This window comes from Acetobacter thailandicus, from assembly GCF_011516655.1.
Classification (GTDB): domain Bacteria; phylum Pseudomonadota; class Alphaproteobacteria; order Acetobacterales; family Acetobacteraceae; genus Acetobacter; species Acetobacter thailandicus.
Map to the genome: position 1 here is coordinate 25703 of NZ_WOSV01000010.1, position 23630 is coordinate 49332.

Annotated in this window: 21 protein-coding genes; 8 read left to right on the forward strand and 13 right to left on the reverse strand. The window is 51.3% G+C overall.

The window, feature by feature from the left end; translation table 11 throughout:
- Positions 1-59 precede the first annotated feature (59 nt).
- From GOB58_RS11260 to GOB58_RS11270, 3 genes are all read left to right on the forward strand, one after another.
- Positions 60-1040: a Gfo/Idh/MocA family protein gene (locus GOB58_RS11260; RefSeq protein ID WP_173560243.1), complete on the forward strand. Its 981-nt coding sequence runs from the start codon at positions 60-62 to the stop codon at positions 1038-1040.
- A gap of 264 nt (positions 1041-1304) precedes the next feature.
- The gene (locus GOB58_RS11265; protein ID WP_369822917.1) at positions 1305-3176 is read left to right on the forward strand and encodes a ribonucleoside-diphosphate reductase subunit alpha; all 1872 of its coding nucleotides are present in this window, start codon (positions 1305-1307) and stop codon (positions 3174-3176) included.
- 38 nt (positions 3177-3214) lie between these two features.
- Positions 3215-4228, forward strand: a complete 1014-nt coding sequence (locus GOB58_RS11270) for a ribonucleotide-diphosphate reductase subunit beta (RefSeq protein ID WP_086554109.1) — start codon at positions 3215-3217, stop codon at positions 4226-4228.
- A gap of 7 nt (positions 4229-4235) precedes the next feature.
- On the opposite strand, the gene GOB58_RS11275 is transcribed toward GOB58_RS11270, so the two are convergent.
- Positions 4236-5021 carry a tRNA1(Val) (adenine(37)-N6)-methyltransferase gene (locus GOB58_RS11275; protein ID WP_242005323.1) on the reverse strand — a complete coding sequence of 262 codons (786 nt, stop codon included), beginning with the start codon at positions 5019-5021 and terminating at the stop codon, positions 4236-4238.
- Positions 5022-5270: 249 nt separating this feature from the next.
- Between GOB58_RS11275 and GOB58_RS11280 the strand changes: the two genes are divergently transcribed.
- On the forward strand, positions 5271-6218 hold the full coding sequence (locus tag GOB58_RS11280; RefSeq protein WP_242005326.1) for a polyprenyl synthetase family protein: 948 nt from the start codon (positions 5271-5273) through the stop codon (positions 6216-6218).
- A 68-nt stretch (positions 6219-6286) separates the two neighbouring features.
- Here the strand turns inward: GOB58_RS11280 and GOB58_RS11285 are convergent, their stop codons facing one another.
- The gene (locus GOB58_RS11285) at positions 6287-7165 is read right to left on the reverse strand and encodes a glutamate racemase (protein WP_173560246.1); all 879 of its coding nucleotides are present in this window, start codon (positions 7163-7165) and stop codon (positions 6287-6289) included.
- 10 nt (positions 7166-7175) lie between these two features.
- Positions 7176-7928, reverse strand: a complete 753-nt coding sequence (locus tag GOB58_RS11290; protein ID WP_086554112.1) for an orotate phosphoribosyltransferase — start codon at positions 7926-7928, stop codon at positions 7176-7178.
- 280 nt (positions 7929-8208) lie between these two features.
- Between GOB58_RS11290 and GOB58_RS11295 the strand changes: the two genes are divergently transcribed.
- From GOB58_RS11295 to GOB58_RS11305, 3 genes are all read left to right on the forward strand, one after another.
- Positions 8209-8448 (forward strand): hypothetical protein, encoded by a 240-nt coding sequence (locus GOB58_RS11295; RefSeq protein WP_086554113.1) that lies wholly within the window; start codon positions 8209-8211, stop codon positions 8446-8448.
- A gap of 177 nt (positions 8449-8625) precedes the next feature.
- Positions 8626-8793 (forward strand): hypothetical protein, encoded by a 168-nt coding sequence (locus GOB58_RS12925; RefSeq protein WP_194299717.1) that lies wholly within the window; start codon positions 8626-8628, stop codon positions 8791-8793.
- A gap of 50 nt (positions 8794-8843) precedes the next feature.
- Positions 8844-9227: an SMI1/KNR4 family protein gene (locus tag GOB58_RS11305; protein ID WP_173560247.1), complete on the forward strand. Its 384-nt coding sequence runs from the start codon at positions 8844-8846 to the stop codon at positions 9225-9227.
- A gap of 176 nt (positions 9228-9403) precedes the next feature.
- On the opposite strand, the gene gltA is transcribed toward GOB58_RS11305, so the two are convergent.
- From gltA to GOB58_RS11325, 4 genes are all read right to left on the reverse strand, one after another.
- The gene (gltA, locus tag GOB58_RS11310; protein WP_173560261.1) at positions 9404-10714 is read right to left on the reverse strand and encodes a citrate synthase; all 1311 of its coding nucleotides are present in this window, start codon (positions 10712-10714) and stop codon (positions 9404-9406) included.
- Positions 10715-10867: 153 nt separating this feature from the next.
- A complete protein-coding gene (locus GOB58_RS11315) occupies positions 10868-11389 on the reverse strand; it encodes a SixA phosphatase family protein (protein ID WP_173560248.1) in 522 nt (173 codons plus the stop codon).
- Positions 11386-11703 (reverse strand): chorismate mutase, encoded by a 318-nt coding sequence (locus GOB58_RS11320; RefSeq protein WP_086554115.1) that lies wholly within the window; start codon positions 11701-11703, stop codon positions 11386-11388. Before GOB58_RS11320 ends, GOB58_RS11315 begins: the two co-directional genes overlap by 4 nt.
- Positions 11704-11755: 52 nt before the next feature.
- Complete coding sequence (locus GOB58_RS11325; protein WP_086554116.1) at positions 11756-12499, reverse strand: metallophosphoesterase; 744 nt, start codon at positions 12497-12499, stop codon at positions 11756-11758.
- 203 nt (positions 12500-12702) lie between these two features.
- On the opposite strand from GOB58_RS11325, the gene GOB58_RS11330 reads away from it, so the two are divergent.
- Positions 12703-14217 carry a succinate CoA transferase gene (locus GOB58_RS11330; protein ID WP_086554117.1) on the forward strand — a complete coding sequence of 505 codons (1515 nt, stop codon included), beginning with the start codon at positions 12703-12705 and terminating at the stop codon, positions 14215-14217.
- Between the two features lie 51 nt (positions 14218-14268).
- On the opposite strand, the gene GOB58_RS11335 is transcribed toward GOB58_RS11330, so the two are convergent.
- The 6 genes from GOB58_RS11335 to miaB all read right to left on the reverse strand — a co-directional run bounded on the left by GOB58_RS11335 (position 14269) and on the right by miaB (position 23488).
- A complete protein-coding gene (locus GOB58_RS11335) occupies positions 14269-18792 on the reverse strand; it encodes an AAA family ATPase (RefSeq protein WP_173560249.1) in 4524 nt (1507 codons plus the stop codon).
- A gap of 14 nt (positions 18793-18806) precedes the next feature.
- A complete protein-coding gene (locus GOB58_RS11340; protein WP_086554119.1) occupies positions 18807-19466 on the reverse strand; it encodes a thioredoxin domain-containing protein in 660 nt (219 codons plus the stop codon).
- 78 nt (positions 19467-19544) lie between these two features.
- Positions 19545-20483: a hemolysin family protein gene (locus tag GOB58_RS11345; protein WP_173560250.1), complete on the reverse strand. Its 939-nt coding sequence runs from the start codon at positions 20481-20483 to the stop codon at positions 19545-19547.
- Positions 20480-20977 (reverse strand): rRNA maturation RNase YbeY, encoded by a 498-nt coding sequence (gene ybeY, locus GOB58_RS11350; RefSeq protein WP_173560262.1) that lies wholly within the window; start codon positions 20975-20977, stop codon positions 20480-20482. Before ybeY ends, GOB58_RS11345 begins: the two co-directional genes overlap by 4 nt.
- Positions 20978-21002: 25 nt before the next feature.
- Complete coding sequence (locus GOB58_RS11355) at positions 21003-22100, reverse strand: PhoH family protein (RefSeq protein WP_173560251.1); 1098 nt, start codon at positions 22098-22100, stop codon at positions 21003-21005.
- Entirely contained in the window at positions 22097-23488 is a 1392-nt protein-coding gene (gene miaB / locus GOB58_RS11360) for a tRNA (N6-isopentenyl adenosine(37)-C2)-methylthiotransferase MiaB (protein ID WP_173560252.1), read from the reverse strand. The genes GOB58_RS11355 and miaB overlap by 4 nt, the downstream gene beginning before the upstream one ends.
- Positions 23489-23630: the final 142 nt, after the last annotated feature.

Below are 23630 nucleotides of genomic sequence, written 5' to 3' on the forward strand. Positions count from 1 at the left end.
TGGCAGGTGTTGCAAAGCCGCGATACAGGAGAGCACGCCCGTTGAGGCGGAGAAGAAAAGTGCAGAAAAAATTGCGGACAGGCGTTATCGGAGCCGGACATTTCGGGCGTTATCATGCGCTTAAGGTCGGAAGTGTGGCCCGTGAGGTGCTGGCTGGTGTGTATGACCCGGATTCGCAGCGTGCTGCCCTGGTGGCTTCAGAGGCGCAATGCCCTGTGTTTGATACAGCCGAGGCCTTATTTGCTTTGTGCGATGCCGTGGTGATTGCTGCACCGGCAGAATTTCATTTCGACCTGGCTGTTAAAGCTCTGCGAGCAGGCAAACATGTGCTGGTTGAAAAGCCGGTTGCGGCTACTCTTGAACAGGCTGACCAGCTTGTGGCTCTCTCTGATGAGACGTGTCTGGTCTGTCAGGTCGGGCATTTGCTGCGTTATTCCGCTGAGCATGCCGCGATTACGCAGCGTATTACGCGTCCTCTTTACATAGAGGCGACACGTATCGCGCCCTTCAAACCACGCGGCACAGATGTATCCGTTATTCTTGACCTGATGATTCATGATCTGGATCTGGTGATGGCGATTGTCGATAGCCCTATCGCGCAGGTTGATGCCCTTGGGGCAGCGGTGAGCTCAGATCATGAGGATATCGCTAATGCGCGGGTGCGCTTTGAAAACGGCTGCGTCGCAACGATTACAGCCAGCAGAATTTCTCTCAAAACTGAGCGCAGAATGCGCCTGTTCTCGCAGGAGGGTTATCTGTCAGCTGATTTTGGTAAGCGCGAACTGGTGATGATAGGGCGCGAGCGTGGCCTGCCTTTACCTGGCACAGGGGGCTTCAGACGAGAATCGATGACCTGGAAGGAAAGTGATTCGCTGCACGCTGAGCATGAGGCTTTTGTTGCGGCCTGCCTGGATGGGGCTCCGGTCGTGGTTGACGCACGTGCGGGCCGGCGCGCGCTTGAGGCTGCGCTGCTGGTTGCTGAGGGAATTGAAACGACGCGGCGTCGTATGGAATTGTCTGGCCTGATTCAGGAGGGCTAAGAAGAGAGGTGACTTTTTTTTAATTTTCAGGAATCCGCTGAAAACCGCAGCAAAAGTGAGATGCAAGTTTTTTTCGTGGGCAATGTGTAAAAAAAACACTAGATATAGGGGGCTTCATCAAGCAAAAGCACGAAATGTGGTGTTGCTCTTGAAGCCCTGATATACACCCGTAGTGATTAACTATTAAAGCGGAGCCAGCGATCCATGAGTCTCGTCGACGTTCAGGAAGCAAAAACCTATTGTTCTGAGCCACGCGAGCCCGGGATGTGTGATATGTTCTCTCCCTCACAGCTCGATGACATGGTTCAGCTCCCGGGCTATCACCAGGTCCGTGTTGACCGTTCGCGTGATGCCCTTCTGACGCCGTTTGGCAAAGCAACGCTTGATAACCGTTACCTTCTGCCAGATGAGAGCTACCAGGATCTGTTCGGTCGTGTAGCCTCGTATTATGGCGCTGACGCTGCACATGCACAGCGTATTTATGATTATATGAGCCAGCACTGGTTTATGCCAGCAACACCTGTTCTCTCCAACGGTGGCACTTCGCGCGGTCTGCCTATTTCATGCTTCCTGAACGAAGCCAGCGACAGCCTGGAAGGTATTGTCGGGCTGTGGAATGAGAATGTCTGGCTGGCCAGCCGTGGTGGTGGCATCGGGTCGTACTGGGGTAACCTGCGCTCTATTGGTGAAAATGTCGGGCGTAACGGCAAAACCTCAGGCGTTATTCCTTTTATCCGGGTGATGGACAGCCTGACACTGGCGATCAGCCAGGGCTCGCTGCGTCGTGGTTCAGCTGCGGTTTATCTGCCTGTCTGGCATCCTGAAATTGAAGAATTTGTTGAAATTCGCAGACCCACCGGCGGCGACCCGAACCGTAAGGCACTGAACCTGCACCATGGTATTCTGGTGTCAGATGCCTTTATGCGTGCTGTTGAGACTGACAGTGAATGGGGCCTGATTTCACCTAAAGATGGTACGGTTGTGCGTACCGTTTCGGCTCGTGGCCTGTGGATCCGTATTCTGACAGCTCGTATGGAGCAGGGTGAGCCTTATGTGGTTTATTCTGACCATGTGAATAATGCCCGTCCTGAACACCATAAGCTGGCGGGCCTTGAGGTTAAAACCTCGAACCTGTGCTCAGAAATCACGCTGCCAACCGGTATCGACCATCATGGCAAGCAGCGTACGGCTGTCTGCTGCCTGTCATCGCTCAATCTGGAAACCTGGGCACAGTGGCATGATAACCCGCAGTTCATTGAAGATGTTATGCTCTTCCTTGATAACGTGTTGCAGGACTTTATAGATCGCGCTCCGCCTGAAATGTCCACAGCAGCTTATGCTGCAATGCGTGAGCGGTCTGTTGGTCTGGGTGTTATGGGCTTCCATTCCTTCCTTCAGGAAAAGAAAGTCCCGTTCGAAAGCGTAGTTGCAAAATCCTGGAACCGTAAGATATTTAAACATATCCGTACCCAGGCGGATGCGGCATCCCGCAAGCTGGCTGATCTGCGCGGCCCATGCCCGGATGCAGAAGAATATGGTGTGCACGAGCGCTTTTCTAACAAAATGGCAATTGCGCCAACGGCATCTATTTCAATCATTGCCGGTAATGCGAGCCCTGGTATTGAGCCGATTGCGGCTAACGTGTTCCTGCAAAAAACGCTTTCTGGTTCATTTACAGTCCGCAACCGCCATTTGCAGAAACTACTCGCCTCTAAAGGTAAGGATACAGATGAGGTCTGGTCACATATTACTCTGAATAAGGGCAGTGTGCAGGGTCTCGACTTCCTGAGTGATGACGAGAAAGACGTTTATAAAACAGCGTTTGAGCTTGATCAGCGCTGGATTGTTGAGCACGCAGCAGATCGCCAGCCGTTTGTCTGTCAGGCGCAGTCTGTCAATCTGTTCCTGCCGGCGGATGTACATAAGCGTGACCTGCATCAGATTCATCATCTGGCATGGAAAAAAGGTTTAAAATCATTGTATTACTGCCGTTCACTTTCTATTCAGCGTGCAGATACAGTGAGTGATGTACTGACAAAAGACAGTGTGCTGGCTGCTGATGCTGCTCAGCGTGATGCAGCAAGACCGGCCCCTGCTAATCCGACAGATTATGACGAGTGCCTTTCTTGTCAGTAATTGTTTGATTTTTAAGTTTTTATTTTTCAGGACGTATCATGAGCGAAGAAAAAACCGGGAATAATGGTGAAGAGCATTTTGACCTGCTCACCTCCAATCCAGTTTACAAACCCTTTCGGTACCCCTGGGCGTATGATGCCTGGCTGACACAGCAGCGTCTGCACTGGCTGCCTGAAGAGGTGCCTCTGGCTGACGACGTTAAAGACTGGCATCGTGTACTGAATGATACGGAACGCCATCTGGTAACGCAGATTTTCCGTTTCTTCACGCAGTCAGACGTTGAAGTGAACAACTGCTATATGAAGCATTACAGCCGGGTGTTTAAGCCGACTGAAGTGCTGATGATGCTCTCAGCATTTTCGAATATTGAGACCATTCATATAGCGGCTTACAGCCATCTGCTTGATACGCTGGGTATGCCAGAGTCAGAATATTCTGCATTTCTTAAGTATAAAGAAATGAAAGATAAATATGACTATATGCAGGCTTTTTCTGTCGATAGTAAGCACGAAATTGCCAAAACTCTGGCAGCCTTTGGCGCCTTCACCGAGGGACTTCAGCTTTTTGCTTCTTTTGCAATTTTGCTTAATTTCCCACGCTTTAACAAGCTAAAGGGCATGGGGCAGATCGTTTCATGGTCGGTGCGTGATGAAACACTGCATTGTCTTTCAACGATCAGACTGTTCAAAACCTTTGTGCACGAAAATCCGGAAATCTGGACAGATAAGCTCCGTGATGAGCTGTATGATATCTGCCGTGCAATTGTTGAACATGAAGAAGCGTTTATTGATCTTGCTTTCGAAATGGGTTCGGTTGAGGGGCTCGATGCGCAGCAGGTGAAGAGTTACATTCACTTTATTGCTGACCGTCGTCTGATTCAGCTGGGTCTTGAGCCAATTTATAAAACGCAGAACAACCCGCTGCCATGGCTTGATGATATGCTCAATGCTGTTGAGCATGCGAACTTCTTCGAAAACCGGGCAACGGAATATAGTCGTGCCTCGACCACCGGAACGTGGGAAGAGGCTTTCGAAGCCTCTGTTTTTGAATAAAATATCTTTAGCTGTTGCCCGGGTTCGCCCGGGTGGCAGCCTGCACCTGTTGCAGTGAGAGGCGCAGAGCTTCTCCCTCTTTAAGAATGCGACTGCTTTCAGGTGTAAAGCCGCCTTCGGGTGTGTGCAGGGTCAGCCCTGACAAAATGCGTGATGGTCCTTTCACGCCATATCTTCCCTGAATGAGCATGAGGCGTGCTTCACGTCCGGTTTTTGGCCAGAGCGGAAAAAGTGTAACATCACCAAAGCGGTGTTCTGTCAGTGCTGTACAGGCGCGACTCATAAGAGAGGCCGGCAGAATGAGTGTCAGGCTGCCTTTATGTCTGAGCAGGCGCGTGCAGCCTTTGATCCAGCTTTCAAGCGTATCAGTCAGGGCACGACGGGCGAGATCACGCTGAGCATGAGGTGAGGGTGTACCTTCGGTCGGATGCCATGGCGGATTCGCAAAACAATGGTCAAATCGACAGAAAGGTAGTGTCCCGGGCAAATCATAAGGGAACGTGGCTTGTAATAATGTCACATTCTCGCGCTTATTGGCGGCAAGATTGTGGCGGGCCAGTTCAATCGAGGGTGCGTCTGCTTCAATACCCCATAAATCCAGCTCAGGCAGGCGCTGAGACAGGCAGAGCAGGCCTGCACCTGCGCCGCAGCCTATTTCAGCGACCCGCTGCTTTGCGCGTGCGGGCACAGCCGCCGCAATAAGGACTGGTTCAAGCCCTGTTCGGTTGCCGGAAAGAAACTGGTCATAAACTATTTTTCCGGCCATAAGGGTGCCAGACGAAAGAGAGGACATAAAAGACATACCCGGCTCTGATCAGAATTATCAGTTTATTGTAAAACGGTTGAAGCTTGACGCTGTTCTGGTGCCCCGCATATGAGAGTGCGTCAACTTATTCCATTGGCTGGGGGAAGTAGCGTTTGAATAGTATCATTAGTCTGTCGAAATTCGGCACGGCCACAAAGCCAGGATGGATTGAGTATTTCAGTGAGTAAGCCAGGAGAAGCGGGCTTAAAAGCCCTGGCTGATTATCTTGCCGCAGATATGCGGGCATGTAATCAGGTGATTATTGATCGTATGCAGAGTTCTGTGGCGTTGATTCCTCAGCTCGCAGCACATCTGGTCGCGGCGGGCGGTAAGCGCTTAAGGCCTTTGCTGACACTGGCTTCGGCACGTCTCTGCGGGTATGACGCAGGGGATCAGAATTTACGGCATGTTGAAATTGCAGCATGTGTAGAGTTTATTCATACTGCGACTTTGCTGCATGATGATGTGGTTGATGAAAGTCAGCTCAGGCGCGGTCTTGCCAGCGCCAATGCTATTTTTGGCAATAAGGCCTCAGTTCTGGTTGGTGACTTCCTGTTTGCGCGTGCCTTTCAGATTCTGACAGCTGATGGCTCTCTCGGTGTCATGGCTATTCTGTCTGCTGCGTCTGCTACGCTGGCAGAGGGGGAGGTTATGCAGATGACCACCCAGAATGATCTGTCTACCTCGGTCGATCAGTACCTTCAGGTCATTTATGGTAAAACTGCCGCTCTGTTTGCCGCGGCCTGTGAGGTTGGCGCCGTTATTGGTGAGGTTCCGGCCGACAAACGTGAGGCCTTGCGTCTGTATGGTGCAAACCTGGGTATGGCGTTCCAGCTGGTTGATGATGCTCTTGATTATGCAGCAGACCAGGCTCTGCTGGGTAAAGAAGTTGGTGATGATTTCAGAGAAGGTAAGGTCACGCTGCCTGTGCTTGCGGCCTATGAAGCCGGCAGTGAAGAGGATCGGGTTTTCTGGCGCCGTGTGATTGAAGAGACTGAGCAGCAGCCTGAAGACCTTGATAGAGCTTTGCGTTTAATTAAAGAGACTGATGCAATAGCAACAACGCTCAGAAAGGCAGAGGACTATGCCCAGAAGGCGCGGGCTTCTCTGAGTGTTTTTGAAGAAAGCGCTCTTAAAACGCTTCTGACTGAAACAGCAAGTTACTCAGCCAGCCGCGAAAGCTGACAGACTTTTACGTTCATTTTTTTGCAGGACTAACAGGCACTGACCGGAGATATTTCGGTCAGTGTTTTTTATTTTGCAGATTCTTTTATATCTGCCTGCAACATATGCGGTGCGTCATCTACCCAGTCTCTGATGTCAGAATAGCCATAATGCGTAAGGCGGGGCAGAAGTTTATCTGCCTGTAGTGGCGGGGCTGTAAACCACGCAGCAGGAGCCTGATCGGGTACAGGCCTGTCAGTGGGGGGAGGGGCAGCACGAAGCAGGGTTAAGGCCTGTCGTGCAACCGCCATGGCAGGGTCAAGCCAGGTAATGTGAGGTGGTGAAACGGCTTTTAGCTGGTCGAGTATGAATGTATAATGTGTGCAGCCAATGCCAATAGTATCAAGTCGGTCACTGTCTTTATGTGTAAATAAGCCAGAAATTTCCTGTCTCACAGAGTCTGCAGAGACATCATCACCACGGAATGTTTTCTCTGCCAGAGTAGCGAGACCCGGCGCGGCATGCGCAATGAGAGTACATTCAGGAGCATAAAGTGCGTGCAGCCGCCCCAGGTAAGGGCGTCGTGTCGTTGCACGGGTGGCAACAAGGCCGATAACACCTGTCTGTGTTGTGCGGGCAGCCCATCTGATGGGGGGCACGCAGCCGACAAACTGCATATCCGGTCGCGCAGCGCGCAGTGCATCAAGAGCGAGAGTGCTGGCGGTATTGCAGGCAATCACCACAAGATGCGGGTTCAGCCTGTCGATCGCCTGCGAGATAAGCGTAACAATACGCTGCGTTAAAAATAAATCATCCTGTTCGCCATAAGGGAAAACAGCTGTATCTGCCAGATAGTCAATGGCCAGAGTCGGGCTGAGTTCTCTTATGGCCTGCACGATACCAAGGCCACCTATTCCTGAATCGAAAGTCAGAATACGGGGTAACCCTGAACGTGCAGTAAGGCTCATAGTATCTGTTTTATCCCTGACGGGCTTTATAAGCGGCTGCTTCTTCAAGAGTCGCAACCCCACCATGTCGGGCTGACCACGCACATGGGTCTTCAAGGAAGCGGCGTACTTCTGAGGCAGCACTTTCTGAGAAGTAAGGGTGTGTTGAGCAGGCTTCAAGCACATCCCACCAGGTGCACAGAGAATGCAGGGTAACATTCATATCAGCAAGGGTGCGGTGCACACCAGGGAAAACGCCATAGTAGAAAACAACAAAAGCATGGTTAACGACAGCACCAGCTTCACGCAGGGCATTCGCAAACTTTACTTTTGAACCGCCATCAGTCGTCAGGTCTTCCACCAGCAGGGTGCGCATGTTTTCAGGCACATCACCTTCGATCTGAGCATTGCGACCAAAACCTTTAGGCTTTTTACGCACATATGCCATTGGCAGCAGCATGCGATCAGCCATCCATGCCGCAAAGGGAATACCAGCAGTTTCGCCGCCTACAACGGCATCCAGGCTTTCATAGCCTACATGACGGCCAATTTTTTCAACACCCAGCTCCATAATCTTTGTACGGGCGCGAGGGAAGAAAATGATGCGACGGCAGTCGATATAGACGGGTGACTTCCAGCCAGACGTCAGGGTGTAAGGGTCTTCAGGGCGAAAATTGACGGCTTTGATTTCTAAAAGCAGACGTGCTGTTGTCAAAGCGGCATCGTGATCCCAGCTGCTGGCCTGGCCAGAATAGGACGAAGCCAGATTTTCTGGTGATGTCATGAGCACTTCCTCACACGATAAAAGGAGTTAAACTGATGCTGGCATAGCCGCTGACAGCGCGAAAATCCATTCTTCATTGCATTTCTGGTCTTATTTTTCAGCCAGAAAATAATTTGATTTTCACTCTGTTCTTTTATGCAGTAAACATAACGGGTAATTAAGATAAAACTGATGTGTAAAACAGACGTGAAGGTTTGTAATATTTTTGCTCTTGCATCTGGCCATAATCTGGCCTTTAATCAGCGAAAGTTAAGAATGTTTATCAACTAGGAGAAATGTCGTGGCTACCGGAGCGAGTCGGATTACCCGCAAGTGCGAACGGGCCGTCATTACGGCATATCAGGAGCTGCGTGAGGTTGGTACACAGGATCTTACCGCTTTCAACGCATGCACTACTCTGTATCGTATTCACCACCCTGAAGCATCACTGAACGAAGCGCGGCGCCTTGTTTCAGAGTGGATTGATCATCATATTGTACGTAAGGCTGACGGGGTGACTAACGGCTGCGACTGTCCCTGATAGCGTATAAACAGTTTAGAAAAATAATTTTATATCGGGTGCAGGGCTGGCTCTGCGCCTTTTTTTGTTATGTCTCATTATCTGATGGAATGTGCGCCACTTAGGATCAGGACCTGTTAATTTATTGCCGTGAGAGAGTTGTTGTGATTCAACGAGCTTGCCGATGAAGGTGAGCCTGTGAGTGATGTATTTTTGTTATCTGAACGTCAGATGGAGCGGGTTGAGCCGTTTTTTCCTTTGGCGCACGGCGTGCCATGCGTGGCGACAAGATACGATCGCTGTGCTCATACTTTCATGTCCGCGATTCATATCGTCGCAACTGCCATCTTCTATCTTAAAGAATGAGGCCTGAGCCTAATGGGTCACTATATGACCCTGTTATAACCGGAAAATAAATGATGCAAAGCGTGTTTAAATCATACGATCCTGAGATTTTACCTGAAGGTTTTTCTTATCCACAGGCATATTTAGATCTTGAAAAAACGTTTCGACCTTTAAAATATTTTATGTGGTGGTTTTTAGATTCTCGTTCCAAATCGGGGCAACTGGCGTGGGAATTAAGAATTCACTATAAAACAAAAGGGTGGAAGTATTTTTCAGATATTGATCCCATCCCTTTTGCACGAGACGGTGACTGGGCCGCATTTTTTAATGGAAATGACCACTCTGGTAACCCTGCAATTGTTGTCGCTGATTTAGGAAATAAAGCAAATTCCTACAAAATTGCTAATTTTGAAGTCTGGTATGATAATGCACTCAGAGATGCCGGTTTGAAATAAATTTAGCTGGCACTTTTTCCCCCAGGGTCAGGACCTGTTAATTTATTGCTGTGAGAGAGTTGTTGTGATTCAACGGGCTTACCGATGGAGGTGAGCCTGAGTATTTACTGGCGTGATATCTGTAAGGACGGGGCAGATATAAAAAAGGCCGGAAAAATTTCCGGCCTTCAGTATTTTCAGCGTTCGCTGAATGGAACAAATGCTCTGGGGGCAGACCCGGTATAAAGCTGGCGAGGGCGACTGATACGCTGTCCTGGTTCTTCAACCATTTCCAGCCACTGGCTGACCCAGCCTGTTGTTCTGGCAAGAGCGAAGAGCACAGTGAACATGCTTGTTGGAATACCCATAGCTTTAAGAATAATGCCTGAGTAGAAATCAACGTTAGGGTAGAGTTTACGCTGAACGAAATACTCGTCAGTGACCGCAATTTTTTCAAGTTCAATGGCCAGGTCGAGCAGCGGGTCGTTTTTAATACCCAGTTCGTCAAGCACTTCGTAGCAGGTTTTCTGCATAATCTTAGCGCGCGGGTCGAAGTTTTTATAAACACGATGCCCAAAGCCCATAAGCTTAACGCCGCTGGTTTTGTCTTTAACCTGTTTGATAAAGGCCGGAATATTCTCTTTAGTGCCGATTTTTTCGAGCATTTTCAGCACAGCTTCGTTTGCACCACCATGTGCGGGTCCCCACAAAGCAGCAATACCAGCAGAGATGCAGGCAAATGGGTTTGCACCGGTTGAACCAGCCATTCGTACGGTTGAGGTCGAAGCATTCTGTTCATGATCCGCATGAAGGATAAGAATGCGGTTCATTGCTCGTGCAAGCACCGGATTGATTTTGTAAGGCTCTGATACACGTGTGAACATCATAGAAAGGAAGTTCTCAGCGTAATTCAGGTCATTACGAGGGTAAATCAGGGCCTCACCCAGGCTGTATTTATAAGTCCATGCGGCGATAGTCGGAATTTTTGCAATTAAACGCATTGCAGCCAGCTGGCGGTTGGCTTTGATTGCGATGTCACCGGCATCAGGGTAGAATGCTGCCAGAGCTCCCACAGTGCCACACAGCATTGCCATTGGATGAGCGTCACGACGGAATCCGTTGAAAAAATTGCGAATCTGTTCGTGCAGAAGGGTGTGATTAGTCAGTGTGTGTGTGAATTTTTTATATTCATTCTGGTCAGGCAGCTCGCCATTCAGAAGAAGGTAAATGACCTCTTCAAAAGTTGCGTTCTCGGCCAGCTCAGCAATTGAATAGCCGCGATGAAGGAGAATGCCCTTATCGCCATCAATAAAGGTTATTTTGCTGTTGCAGGATGCGGTTTCCCCATATCCCGGATCAAATGTAAATGCGCCAAGCTGCGCAGGTAACGTGCGGATGTCGATAACATCCTGGCCCAGGGTGCCTGACAGGACAGGAAATTCGGCTGTTTTACCGTCGAGCGAGAGGGTAGCGGTTCTCTGCTTACCTTCGTTTTGCGATGCGCTCATAATCGTTCCTTTGATGCTTTTAATATCGTGCTGTGATCCACGATCAGATTTGCGGATCATCTTTCCCTGATCTTGCAGGAAACGAAAAGGAGCTTCACGGTAAAGCGGTCGTTATCGCAGAATGCGTTCCCGGAAAACTGCGGTTTTTCGGTGTCAGGGTCGCGAGAATGTGTCCAGAGAAAGGCTTAGTGCATCACAGTCTGACCAGCCCAGGGAGACCGGAGAGCTATCGCATTTCCACAAAGAGAATATGGCAAGTGCGCCAGGTGTGAAGTCGCATTCTGTTTGGCTGTCGCGGGAGGCAAGAATGCGGGCCAGCTCAGAAATGCCAGGGTTGTGGCCAACCAGCAGAATAGTTTGTGCATAATCCGGTGCGGCCTGAATGTTCTGAAGCAAAGACTGCCATGAGGCATTATAAAGCTGTGCTGAGAAGATAACCGGTTTATGAGGTTGTGGCACCACGACTGAGAGTGTCTGGCGCGTGCGTTGTGCGGGGCTGCAAAGAACATAATCCGGCACAGGCATCCGTTCCTGCAACCAGAGGTGACAGCGTTGTGCTGTTTCTTCCCCCCTCTGTGTCAGAGGGCGGGCAAGGTCAGCCTCTTCGCTAAAGTCACCAAAGGGTGCCGGAGCTGCTTCAGTATGTCTGAGCAGTATCAGGCGTCGTGCGGTCACGCTGATGTTTTATCAGTTTCTGAACGGGCAATAGCCTCATGGTGACGAATAACTTCATTGATAATGAAAGTCAGGAATTTTTCTGCAAAATCCGGGTCCAGACGCGCTTCTTCAGCCAGCCTGCGCAGGCGGGCAATCTGGCGTGTTTCACGCGCAGGGTCAGCCGGCGGCATATGATGGCGGGCTTTAAGGGCGCCTACGGCCTGTGTGCAGCGAAAACGCTCAGCCAGCATAGAGACAAGCGCAGCATCAATATTATCGATACTGTGACGAAGGGTGAGGAGGGCTTCAACGGGGGTGGGCTGATCTGACACGCTAAACTCATTTTTTGAAAAGGGACAGGGAGGCAGTATATCGTGATTGTTGTCAGGAAGGAATGTTTTCGAGCTCCAGTGCTTCTGCCGGCAGGTCAATCCATGCCAGATGGCCGCCTTTGCCGGCACCGGTGTCTGTAAAAACGGCCTGCCCGCCAGCCCGGCCAGGCAGTGTCAGCGGGCAGCCGTTAGTTGAGCGCTGGTCGTGACCGCAATAAACAGTATAGCCGGTTGGAATGTAGTTAACCCAGTTCAGGCATCGTTCGGGGTATCCGTCTTTCTGCACACGGTTGGTGGTTTCACCAAATAATGCCCGTGAGAGCAGAAAGGTGACACGCCCGAGCGCAGGCGGAGGTGGTTCAAGCAGCATGCGCAGGTCGAACGCACCATGGACAAAGGCTTTTTGCCCCAGAACGGCCCATGCCGGTGCGTCTTCCAGATAGGGCAGGATACGGTCGAGGACATCTTCGTTTTCGGGGCGGTTCAGCTGAGCGAGAGTTTTTTCTAAAGGTGGATCAGAACGCAGCTTACGCCCCATAAGCGCACGGCCCAGCTTACGGTCATGGTTGCCGATCAGAAAAAAACCTTTTCCTTTATCAATAATGTCCATCATGACGCGCAGCACACCGGCACTTCCCGGGCCGTAGTCAATGAGGTCTCCGAGCTGAATAATATAGCGATCAGTTGAAACTGCGTGACGGAAAGCTTCAAAATCCCCGTGTACATCACCGATAATGCGGAGTCCTTTTTTAAGTGCAGGGTTCACTTTTCCGTCAATATAAAAACCTCGGGGCATTAACATTTATCCGCTTTATCAGTCTTACAGTGGGCTCTGGCTACGGCTGCATAAAAAGAGAGAACACATTTTGTACATAATTGCCTGATGCACAAGCATGTGAAAAGTCAGAGAGGGCGTTTTCTGCCTAAACTAGCTTAAATTACGGCGTTGTAAGATGTCGTGCTGAAAAACATAAAAGTAGAAAAACAGGAAGTTCTCTCATGAAAGAGCGCATTCGTAACGTATCACTGCGCAGTAAAGTTTGTTCGGCTGAAGATGCCGCAGCCCTGATCCGTCATGGTCATGTTGTTGGCACAAGTGGTTTTACCGGCGCAGGGTACCCTAAGAGTGTTCCGGGCGCTCTGGCTAAACGTATGGCGGAAGCTCAGGCAAAAGGCGACGAGTATCGCATCAGCCTGATTACAGGTGCATCAACAGGCCCGCAGCTTGATGGTGAGCTGGCAAAAGTAAACGGTGTGTCTTTCCGTTCACCGTTTAATACAGATGCGGGAATGCGTAACCGTATTAATGCAAATGAAACAGACTATTTTGATAACCATCTTGGTCAGGTAGCAGCCCGGGCTGAGCAGGGAAATTACGGTAAGTTTGATATTGCAGTGGTTGAGGCAACGGCCATCACCGAAGACGGTGGCATTGTGCCAACCTCGTCAGTTGGTAACTCTCAGACCTTTCTCGATCTTGCTGATAAAGTCATCATCGAAGTGAATGAATGGCAGAATGCAGAGCTTGAAGGCATTCATGATATCTGGGATGGCAATGTCAGTGGTGCGCCAGGGCGTGATATTATTCCGCTGCGCCGGGCAGATGACCGGATCGGTGGTTTGTCACTGCGGCTCGACCCCTCTAAAGTTGCTGCTATTGTCAGAACAAATGATTCTGACCGTAATGCTCCTTTTGCAGCCCCGGATGCCGCAGCTAAGGCGATTGCAGGGCATTTGCTTGAATTTTTTCAGCATGAGGTAAAAACCGGGCGTCTGCCTCCTTCACTCCTGCCATTGCAGTCAGGCGTTGGTAACGTTGCTAATGCGGTGCTTGACGGCCTGAACGAAGGCCCGTTTGAAAACCTTATCGGCTACAGCGAAGTGATCCAGGACGGCATGCTGTCTATGCTGGATTCCGGCCGTATGCGTATTGCCTCAGCGACATCGTTCTCGCTGAGCCCGGAAGCTGCGACTGAAATTAATAACCGGATGGATTTCTTTAAAAAGAAACTCATTTTGCGTCAGCAGGATATCAGCAACAATGTTGGTGTTATCCGCCGTCTTGGCTGTATTGCTATGAACGGTATGATTGAAGCTGATATTTACGGTAACGTGAACTCAACGCGCGTTATGGGTTCAAAAATGATGAACGGTATCGGCGGCTCAGGCGATTTTGCCCGTAATGCTTACCTGTCCATCTTCCTGTCACCTTCTACGGCTAAAGGCGGTTCAATTTCTGCTATCGTGCCTATGGCAGCGCATGTTGATCATATCATGCAGGATACGCAGATTTTTGTAACAGAGCAGGGCCTTGCTGACCTGCGTGGCATGTCACCTGTTAATCGTGCACGCACAATTATTTCGAAATGTGCTCACCCTGATTATAAGCCAATGCTTCAGGATTATTTCGATCGCTCTCTCAAAGAATCTTTCGGCAAGCACACACCACATCTGCTGAAAGAAGCTCTGTCATGGCATCAGCGCTTTATTGATAACGGCACAATGAAACTCTGACTGAAGGATGTAAGGGCAGGGCGGTTTATGCCGCCTTTGCTTTTATAACAGCTAGGCTGACTGTTGCTGTATAAGCTGGGTCAGGTCAACTGAGAGCACCCGGCTGACCCCTCGCTCCTGCATGGTGACACCAAAAAGATGGTCCATATGGGCCATCGTCAGCTGGTGATGTGTAACGACGAGAAAGCGTGTTTGCGCTTCAGTTACCATATCCCCCATTAACCGGCTGAAGCGTTCAACATTCGCATCATCAAGCGGGGCATCAACCTCATCGAGCACGCAAAGCGGTGCGGGGTTACAGCGAAAAACTGCAAAAACCAGTGAGAGCGCGGTTAACGCCTGTTCTCCGCCTGAAAGCAGAGACAGAGTTGAGAGCTTTTTGCCCGGAGGCTGCGCATAAATCTCCAGCCCTGATTCAAGCGGGTCATCACTGCCGACAAAGCCAAGATGCGCTTTTCCTCCTTCGAACATGCGGGAGAATAAAGCCTGAAAATGCTGATCAATCTGCGCAAAGGTAGCCAGAAGGCGCTCTCGGCCAGTTTTATTAAGCGAGCCTATTGAACCTCTGAGGCTTGCTATTGCTGATCTCAGGTCTGAAATTTCGGTCGTGAGTGTTTCAAGCTGTGTTGATATTTCCTCAGTTTCCAGCTCTGCACGTAAATTGACCGGCCCCATATCCTCACGCTCACGGGTCAGTCGTGCTATTTTACGGCGTAATGCCGTTTCAGCTGCTTCGGTGAGGTCTTCTCTGGCCAGCGTAGTAGTGGACGGAGGGCGCTCAGCAGGCAGTGCGGCAATAGCAGCCTGTGCCTGCTCGTTCTTCGCCTCAGCTTTCAGTAAGGCTTCACGATGTTCTGCAAGAGCAGCCTCAGACTGACGGCGGAGGGTAGCAGCCTCAGCAAGCCCCTTCTCAGCACGCTCACAATATCCCTGCGCCTGTGTGAATAATGCCTCTGCCTTGTCGCGTTCAGCGATGAGTTTTTGTTCCTGTCTTTCCGTCTCAGCCGGAAGCTCGGCAGCATCCTGATATTCCTGCTGTGCCAGTTTGAGTCGTTCGGCGCACTGTTCCAGCTCGGTTTGTGTTGTGTCTGCCCGTGTTCGCCAGTCTTCTATCGAGACAGAAAGAGTGCTCTGACGGCTGGTGAGGGTAGTCTGCTCAACCTGCAAAGCAGTACGGGTTTCGCGTAATTGTTCGGTTTCAGTAAGAAGCTGTGCTTTGAGCTGCTGCAGCGCGGTCATATTATCTGCCGCGGAGGAGGGAATAGCAGCAACCGCTTCATTCAGTGCTTTTTGTGCAGCTTCAAGCTGATATGTACTTTTTTCAGTTTCTGCCTGTAGAAGAGTGTGCTGTGCCCGCAGGGTTTCAAGTTTTGAACGGAGGGTTATGGCCCTTTGTTCAAGTTGCTGGCCGGCCGCTACGGCATTTTCATAAGCCGTTTCAGCATTGGTTACCGCGTGTCGTGCAGCCTGAAATGCAGCATCGGTTTCAGTGCATTGTTGTTGCGCAGTGCTAAAAGCCTCTTCAAAGAACGAGAGGTTACTGGTGGATGCGCTCTGATCTTCCAGCTCTTTCACACGCGCTGTTTCTGCAGCCACTGCCTGCTTTAGCCGCTCAGTTTCAGGCTGCATGCTTTCAAGGCGTGCCAGAGCTGCTGAGTGTTGGTTTTCTTTGAGGGTGAGTGCTGCTGTCGTAGTACGTCGCTTTTCTTCCGCAGCCTGAAGGGCACGCCGTGCTGCCTGTTCTGCTTCCTGCGCGGCCTGATTACGCTGCTGTGCGTCTTTCAGGGCCTGCTGTGCTGCTTCAGGTGATGGCAGGGCTTGTTCAGTATTTTTCTTGTCAGATAGCAGTGCCTCTGCGGCTTCACGTGTCTGCACAGCAGCATTCAGCTGTGTAGTGAGCAGTTCAAGCTGTGTCTGTGCACTGATATAGGCCCGCTCGGTCGTTGCTTCCTGTGTTCGGGCCAGTTGCAGGGCCTGTTCTGTTGTTGCACGACGGGTCTGGAAAGCTGCAACCTGCTGCTCATGCGCATGCAGAGATTCGAGGGCAGTTGTAAGTGTGTGTTCGGCAGTTTCAAGCTCTTGTTTTATTTCACCGATACGCTGTTCGGTTTCTTTAAGAACGCGCTGACGGATAAGGTGACGAGCAGCCTGATTCTGCTTGTCTGCTCTTGTGTAGAACCCGTCCCATCGCCAGAGGTCGCCCTGCAGAGATACCAGGCATTGTCCGGGTAGTAATTGTCCCTGAAGAGCATCGCCGGTTTGTGTATCAGCGACGAGCCCAATAAAGCTGAGCAGTGTTTCAATAACATCCGGTGCTTTGATATAATCTGCCAGAGCGGTCACATTTGCGGGCAAAGCCGGCGCTGACCTGTGTGTTTTATATGCACGCCAGCCCTGAGGCGTATCACCGGCAAGAGGGGCATCAAGGCCTTTTGCCAGAGCAGCAGCCAAAGCCTGCTCATAAGCTTCCGGGATAGTCATCAGTTCAGAGACAGGCTCATGCGTGGTGGCATAATCCTGATCAGCAGGCTGCGTCAGACCTTCCGCCTGCGCCTGCAGACGTGAAAGCTCAGCCCGTAAGGCGTCACGCTGTGCTGTGGCGCTGCGTTGTGTCGCGCTGAGCGTGGAGTGTGCGGCCTCGCGTTCTTTTAATGTCTCTGAAAGGGTTGTCAGTTCTGTTTCAAGAGTACTGCGTTTTTGCCTGATATCATTGAGCACTTCATCTGCAATGACGGTGCGCCGGGTTTGTTCTGATTTATGGCGTAAGGCAGATTCTTCCTGCCTGGCCTGAAGCAGGGTAGCTTCGGCGGTAAGGCAGGCATCCTGTGCTGTTTTGTGCTGTAGTGTGTTTGTCTGCGCGATACGGCTGGCTTCCGTGAGAGCATCTGTAGTCTGCTGCCTGCTTTGCTGACAGGTTTCGGCTGTGTTTTGTGCCGTCTGATGCGCATGTGTGGCTGAGGCTGCTTCAGTGCGGAGGGCCTCAAGCACATCCTGAGAGAGCAGGCTTTTTTGTGTGCTGGTATAATTATGTTCAAGCCTGGTATAATTCTGAACAAGTGTGTTCAGGCCTGCGCGCGCGCGCGCCAGAGCTGCCAGCGTTTCCTGCTGTGTTTTACGGGCATTTTCTGCATTGTTTTGTGCAATAGACAAAGCGAGCTGAGCGTCAGAACGTGAAGATTCAACCTGCCTGAGGGTGTGTCTTGCATTGTCACGCTCTGTTGCGCAGTGCGTTATACGGCTTTTGGCTTCTGTCAGTGCCTCTTCAGAGGGGAGGTCATTTTTTACAGACAGGGTCTCAGCCTGAACTCTGCTGAACGCTTCAGTATTGCGGTTATGCTGTACCTGGCTTTGTTCAAGCTGCTCCTGAGCACGGTCACGATTCAGACCAGCTTTGTAGAGCGTATCATTAAGAGCTGAGAGAGTCTGCTCAGTTTCACTCAGACGGTGCGTTTGTGTGTGGTAAGCATTCTCGGTCTCAGTGATCCGACCCGGCAGAGTGCTCAGAGAGATTTCAGCCGCTTTTTGTTCTGCAATCAGCTGTGTAAGCGTTGTTGCGGCATCTTCAGCTCTGACACGGGCTGCATCTGCATCAGCCTGTTGCTGATGCAGGCGTCCGGCAGAGGCCTGTGCCTGCGCTGTGGCTTTCTCTTTCTCGCGGGTTGTGCTTTCAGCCATAACGCGGCAGCGTTCAAGGGCTGTGCGGGTTGTATCGACCTCAGCACGTAACGCTGGCAGGCGCTGGGTAAGTTCATATTCTGTCAGAACAGCGGTTTCAGTTACTTCCTGCTGTCGGGTCAGGGCAAAGCGTGCTTTGCTGACAGCCGTTCTGGCATTTTCTGCTATATTATGCGCGCGCGCATAGGTGACAGTGAGAAGATCGGTTTCAGCTTTGCGTAAATGAGCTGAAATTTCCCGGTAGCGCGTTGCTTCCTCACACTGGCCTGACAGATTTTCAAGGCGGGATGATAATTGCTGACAGAGATCTTCTGCGCGCAGGAGATTATTCTCTGTGGCTCTGAGTTTTAGTTCTGCTTCATGACGGCGGGCATGCAGGCCGGTAATGCCGGCTGCTTCTTCAAGCAATACACGGCGTTCTTCAGGTTTGGCGCTGACAAGGCGGGCAACACGCCCCTGGCTGACCATTGCTGATGAGCGTGCACCTGAAGCAATATCGGCAAACAGAATTTGTACGTCACGTGCACGGGCAGTTTTGCCGTTAATGCGATATTCGCTGCCCGCACCACGCTCGGCTCTGCGGGTAATCTGCACCTCAGTCTGTCCTGTCAGCAAAGGCAGGCCGGGGCTTTCGACACCTTCGAGTGTGACAGTGACTTCAGCAAACGAGCGGGCAGGGCGACTGGTGGTGCCGGCAAAAATCAGATCATCAAGCTCACCCCCACGAAGTGAGCGTGCTGAGGATTCTCCCATGACCCATCGCAACGCTTCGACTACGTTCGACTTGCCGCAGCCATTCGGCCCGACAATGCCTGTGAGGCCGGGCAAAATATCTACGCTGACCGGGTCAGCAAAGCTTTTAAAGCCTGCAATATGCAGGCGTGTGAAGCGCGCAGCCACAGAGAGAGGCTATGTTAGTGTGAAGCAGCTTCACCCTGTTCAGATTCATCAAGATGTTTGACGAAATCTGCATAGGAGAGCTCGCTGGAAACAACTTCTTTCTTATTAAAGCGGAAAGAGGGGGTCGCGTTGATCTGGTATTTTGCTTCAGCATCTGACTGTTCATTCATAATAAACTGCATCAGCTGCTGATCGTTGAGAACTTTCTGGAAAGTGTCACCTGACATGCCTGCAAAAGCGGCCATTTTTTGCAGGGCATCAATAGGGCTGCTGTCTTTTACATAAGCCCAGCGATCCAGGTTGGAGAGCAGAGAGTTGACAAAAGGCTCATACCGCTCCGGGGGGAGGGAGCGTGCAACCATAGCGGCAACAGTCGCCAGCTGATCGGTTGGAAAGTCATGGAAAATATAAAAGACTTTGCCCGTGTCGATCAGATTTTTTTTAACCTCAGGCAGTGTCTCCTGTGCAAAGCCTGCACAGTGAATGCAGGTGAGAGAGAACCATTCTTCAACAACAGCTTTTGCGTTCGGGTTGCCCAGTGTGCGTGGGGTGAAGCGTGTATCTGTTCCCGCAGAATTTGCTGCACTGCTCTGTGCCAGTGCAGCGCGGCTGGCTGCCCCGGTGAGAAGTGCTGTGGTCGTGGTGACCAGAAGAGAGCGGCGGGAAAAAAGCATGGACAATCCTTCTTCGTCAAAAATCAGGCGATGTTGTTACGTATCATATAACAACATCATGGTGTCAGCTACCTGGTTTTATGAGGCTTCCTGAGTCTTGTTACCTGTTACAGTCGTGTCAGTCTCTGGTATTTTACGTACACGAACCCGGCGGATATGTCTTGCATCTGCGTCAAGTACCCTGAAGATAAACCCGTTTTCATGAGTGAGTACTTCACCCCTGATCGGCACATGCCCTGCAAGACGAAAGACCAGGCCGCCAAGGGTTTCAATTTCAGCTTCACGCTCTGAAGGGGTCAGAATAGCGCCTATTTTTTCTTCAAACTCACCAACAGGGCAGCGTGCGTCCACATCAAAGGTTCCGTCAGGCCGCTCAGTGATCATAGTCACGGCGGGCTCATCATGTTCGTCTGAGATATCGCCAACAATAGTTTCAATCAGATCTTCGATCGTCACCAGGCCGTCTATTCCGCCATATTCGTCAATAACCAGCGCCATATGTGTCTGACGCTGGCGCATTTGCAGCATCAGGTCAAGCACACGAATTTGTGGTGCAATCATAAGAGGCTGGCGCAGCAGGGCTTCAAGGTTAAAAGCTTCGCTGGTGCCGACATAAGCGATCAGATCCTTAACGTGAATCATGCCGATAATATTATCGAGCTGTTCACGGTAAACCGGCATGCGCGAGTGATTTTCACGGCGCATCATGCTCAGTGCTTCATCAAGGCTGACCGAGACCGGCATGGCTATGATGTCAGGCCGGGGCACCATGACATCATCAGCTGAAATCGTACGCAAACGCAGAATATTGGCAATTAATGCACGTTCCTGACGGTCTAGCTCGGGTTGCTCACCATCTGTTCCGTTTTTTTCTGACTCGTCAGCCGCCTGCTGTACAAGAGCAGCGATGGAGCTGCGTAATCCGGGGGAGTTTTTTCTGCGCCCCAGAAAAGAAAACAGCCCGCGCCTGGGAGGTGTCTGTGCAAAATCCTGCGCTTGCGGATCATACTCGTTCATGAACGCGGCTTCCATGGGTTGGAGATGCCAAGGCGTGAGAGAAGGAGAGATTCCTGCATTTCCATTGTACGGGCCTCTCCCGGGTGATGATGATCATAACCGGCGAGATGCAGATTGCCGTGAATAATTAAATGAGCGAGGTGATCCCCGACAGGTTTTTTAGCCCGGTGTGCTTCACGTACAACTGTTTCAAGTGCAAGAATAATGTCGCCGCCAGGAAAGCCCGGTGGCGGGTCAAATGTCAGAACATTGGTGGGGCGGTGTTTACCCCGGTGAATGCCGTTCAGGCGTTTAACGACCCGGTCGCAGGAGAGTACGACACTCCCTGGCTGATGGCCTGTGTCAGCACATTGTGCAACAGCACGCTGTATTAATGTTGTGACCCTGGGCACATGACGGTGCCAGCGTTTGTCCTCAATAAGAATTTCAGACTGGGTTTCAAACAAATGCGAAGGAAAGGCCTCAGAAAAATGAGGCTCTTCTTCAGAGGTCATGCCCGTTTCATGAGCATGACCGCAACTACCTGGCGGTTCCATTGTTCTCCTGAGTGCGCGTGCTGCGAATATTCGTTTTTTCCGCAGCTGTTTTCGTATCATAGGCTTCAACAATGCGGGCGACAAGCTTATGTCGCACAACATCTGCTGCTTCAAAACGGGTTATGCTGATGCCGGGGACATCTGATAATGTCTCAATCGCATCCCGCAGGCCGGAGGTAACGCCGGAGGGCAGGTCGATCTGTGTCAGATCTCCCGTGACGACCATGCGTGAGCCTGGCCCCAGTCGCGTCAGAAACATCTTCATTTGCGCGATAGTGGTATTTTGTGCTTCGTCGAGGATAACGAAAGCATGAGAAAGTGTACGGCCACGCATAAACGCCAGCGGAGCGACTTCAATCTCACCTGTTGCCATACGGCGCATCACCTGGTCGCCCGGCAGCATGTCATGCAGCGCATCGTAGAGAGGGCGAAGGTAAGGGTCGATTTTATCTTTCATATCACCGGGCAAAAAACCCAGGCGCTCACCGGCTTCAACAGCCGGGCGTGAAAGAATGATGCGTTCAACAGAGCCGGCCTGCAGCATGGCGACAGCCTGAGCAACAGCCAGGTAGGTTTTGCCGGTCCCGGCAGGCCCGATTCCAAACACGAGTTCTTTACGTGCAAGAGCACGCATATAGCCAGCCTGCCCGGCTGAGCGGGGTTCTATCGCACCGCGGCGTATTTTTAATGTGGGGAGGCGTGTATCCTGCGTCTGGTCAGAGGCATTGCCGGCCCCATGCTCAGAGTTTGCCGGTCGTTTTGTATCAGAGTGGAGTGTTGTCATACGTACCGCTGCCTCCAGTGTGCTGATGTCTACCATGCCGCCCGAAGACAGCCTCAGGTATAACTGCTCGAGAGCTGCACGTGCTGTAGCAGCCTCTGGTGCAGCTCCTTTGACGGATATACGGTTGCCACGGCGGGCAATATTAACGTCCAGTGTTTCTTCAAGGTGCTGCAGGTGACGATCATGGTCTCCGACCAGTCTGGCCAGGAGTGTATTATCTTCGAACTGCAGCGTAAGGGTCTTTTCTGCTTCGTTCTCTGAAGTCAGCTCAGATAAGGACTGGCGTGTTGTATTCAAGCGTCAACGGTCTCCTTTACCATGATACCATTGAGTGAGTTGGTAAGGCGTTCGGTGATTGTAACAGAAACAGTCTGACCAATCAGCTCTTCTGTCCCTGTGATGTGCACAGGCTGTAACCATGGTGATCTGCCTGTGATCTGCCCGGGTTTACGGCCTTTGCCGGTCAGCAGAACAGAGATAGTCTGACCGATAAGGGACTCAGCAAAGTCATCCTGCTGCTGACGAAGCAGGGCCTGCAGAGCCTGGAGGCGGGTATCCTTCACGTGCTCAGGCACCTGGAGAGGGGCGCCGGCAGCCGGTGTGCCAGGGCGCTGCGAATATTTAAACGAATAAGCCAGTGCAAAGCCAACATCACGCACAAGCTGCATTGTCTGTTCAAAATCTTCATCAGTTTCGCCTGGATGGCCGACGATAAAGTCTGATGAGAGTGCCATATCAGGACGTACATCACGAAGCTTTTTAATGATCTCGCGATATTCGTCAGCGGTATGACCACGGTTCATTGCAGTAAGAATACGGTCAGAGCCCGATTGTACCGGCAGATGCAGGAAAGGCATCAGCTCAGGCAGGTCACGGTGTGCATTAATCAGAGAATCATCCATATCGCGAGGGTGCGATGTGGCATAGCGAATGCGCGTAAGACCGGGGATTTTTGCCAGTTCATACGCCAGGTCAGCCAGCCCCCAGGTTTTACCATCGGGGCCTTCACCGTGGTAAGCGTTAACATTCTGACCCAGCAGACTGATTTCCTGCACGCCGCTTTCCACCATACGTCTGGCTTCTGCTATGACAGAGGTTACCGGCCGGCTGCTTTCAGCACCACGGGTATAAGGGACAACGCAGAAAGAGCAGAATTTGTCGCATCCTTCCTGAATGGTCAGAAAAGCTGTGAGGTTGCCAGCTGTCTGCGGGGCGGCAGAATCTGGCAGAAAATCAAATTTCTGTTCTGCAGGAAAGTCAGTTTCGATGACTGCACCACCGGCGCGCGCTGCGCGCGCCACCATTTCTGGCAGGCGGTGGTAAGTCTGCGGTCCCATAACGATATCGACGTAAGGTGCACGTGACAGGATCTCCTGTCCTTCAGCCTGAGCCACGCACCCTGCAACAGCAATAACGGTCTGCTTCCCTTCTGCTTCACGGGTATTTTTGATGTTTCGCAGGCGGCCAAGTTCAGAGAACACCTTTTCAACGGCTTTCTCACGAATATGACAGGTGTTGAGAATAATCATATCTGCGTGGTCAGGCGCATCAACAGGCTCATAGCCCAGCGGGCGCAGCACATCGCTCATACGTGCACTGTCATAGACATTCATCTGGCACCCCCATGTAATAACATGCAGACCCCGACGGGTGCTGGTGCTGGTGGTGGTGGCAGATAAGGTCATGATTCTAAACACTCGTATATGCTGCGGGTCTGTCCCGTGCAGCAGAAATAAAGGACAAGGCCAGGAAATGTGGAAGTTCGGGTCATTTTCTCATATGACGCGGCGTTTTTCCAGTTCTGTGTTCTGGCTGGCTGCAAAAAAG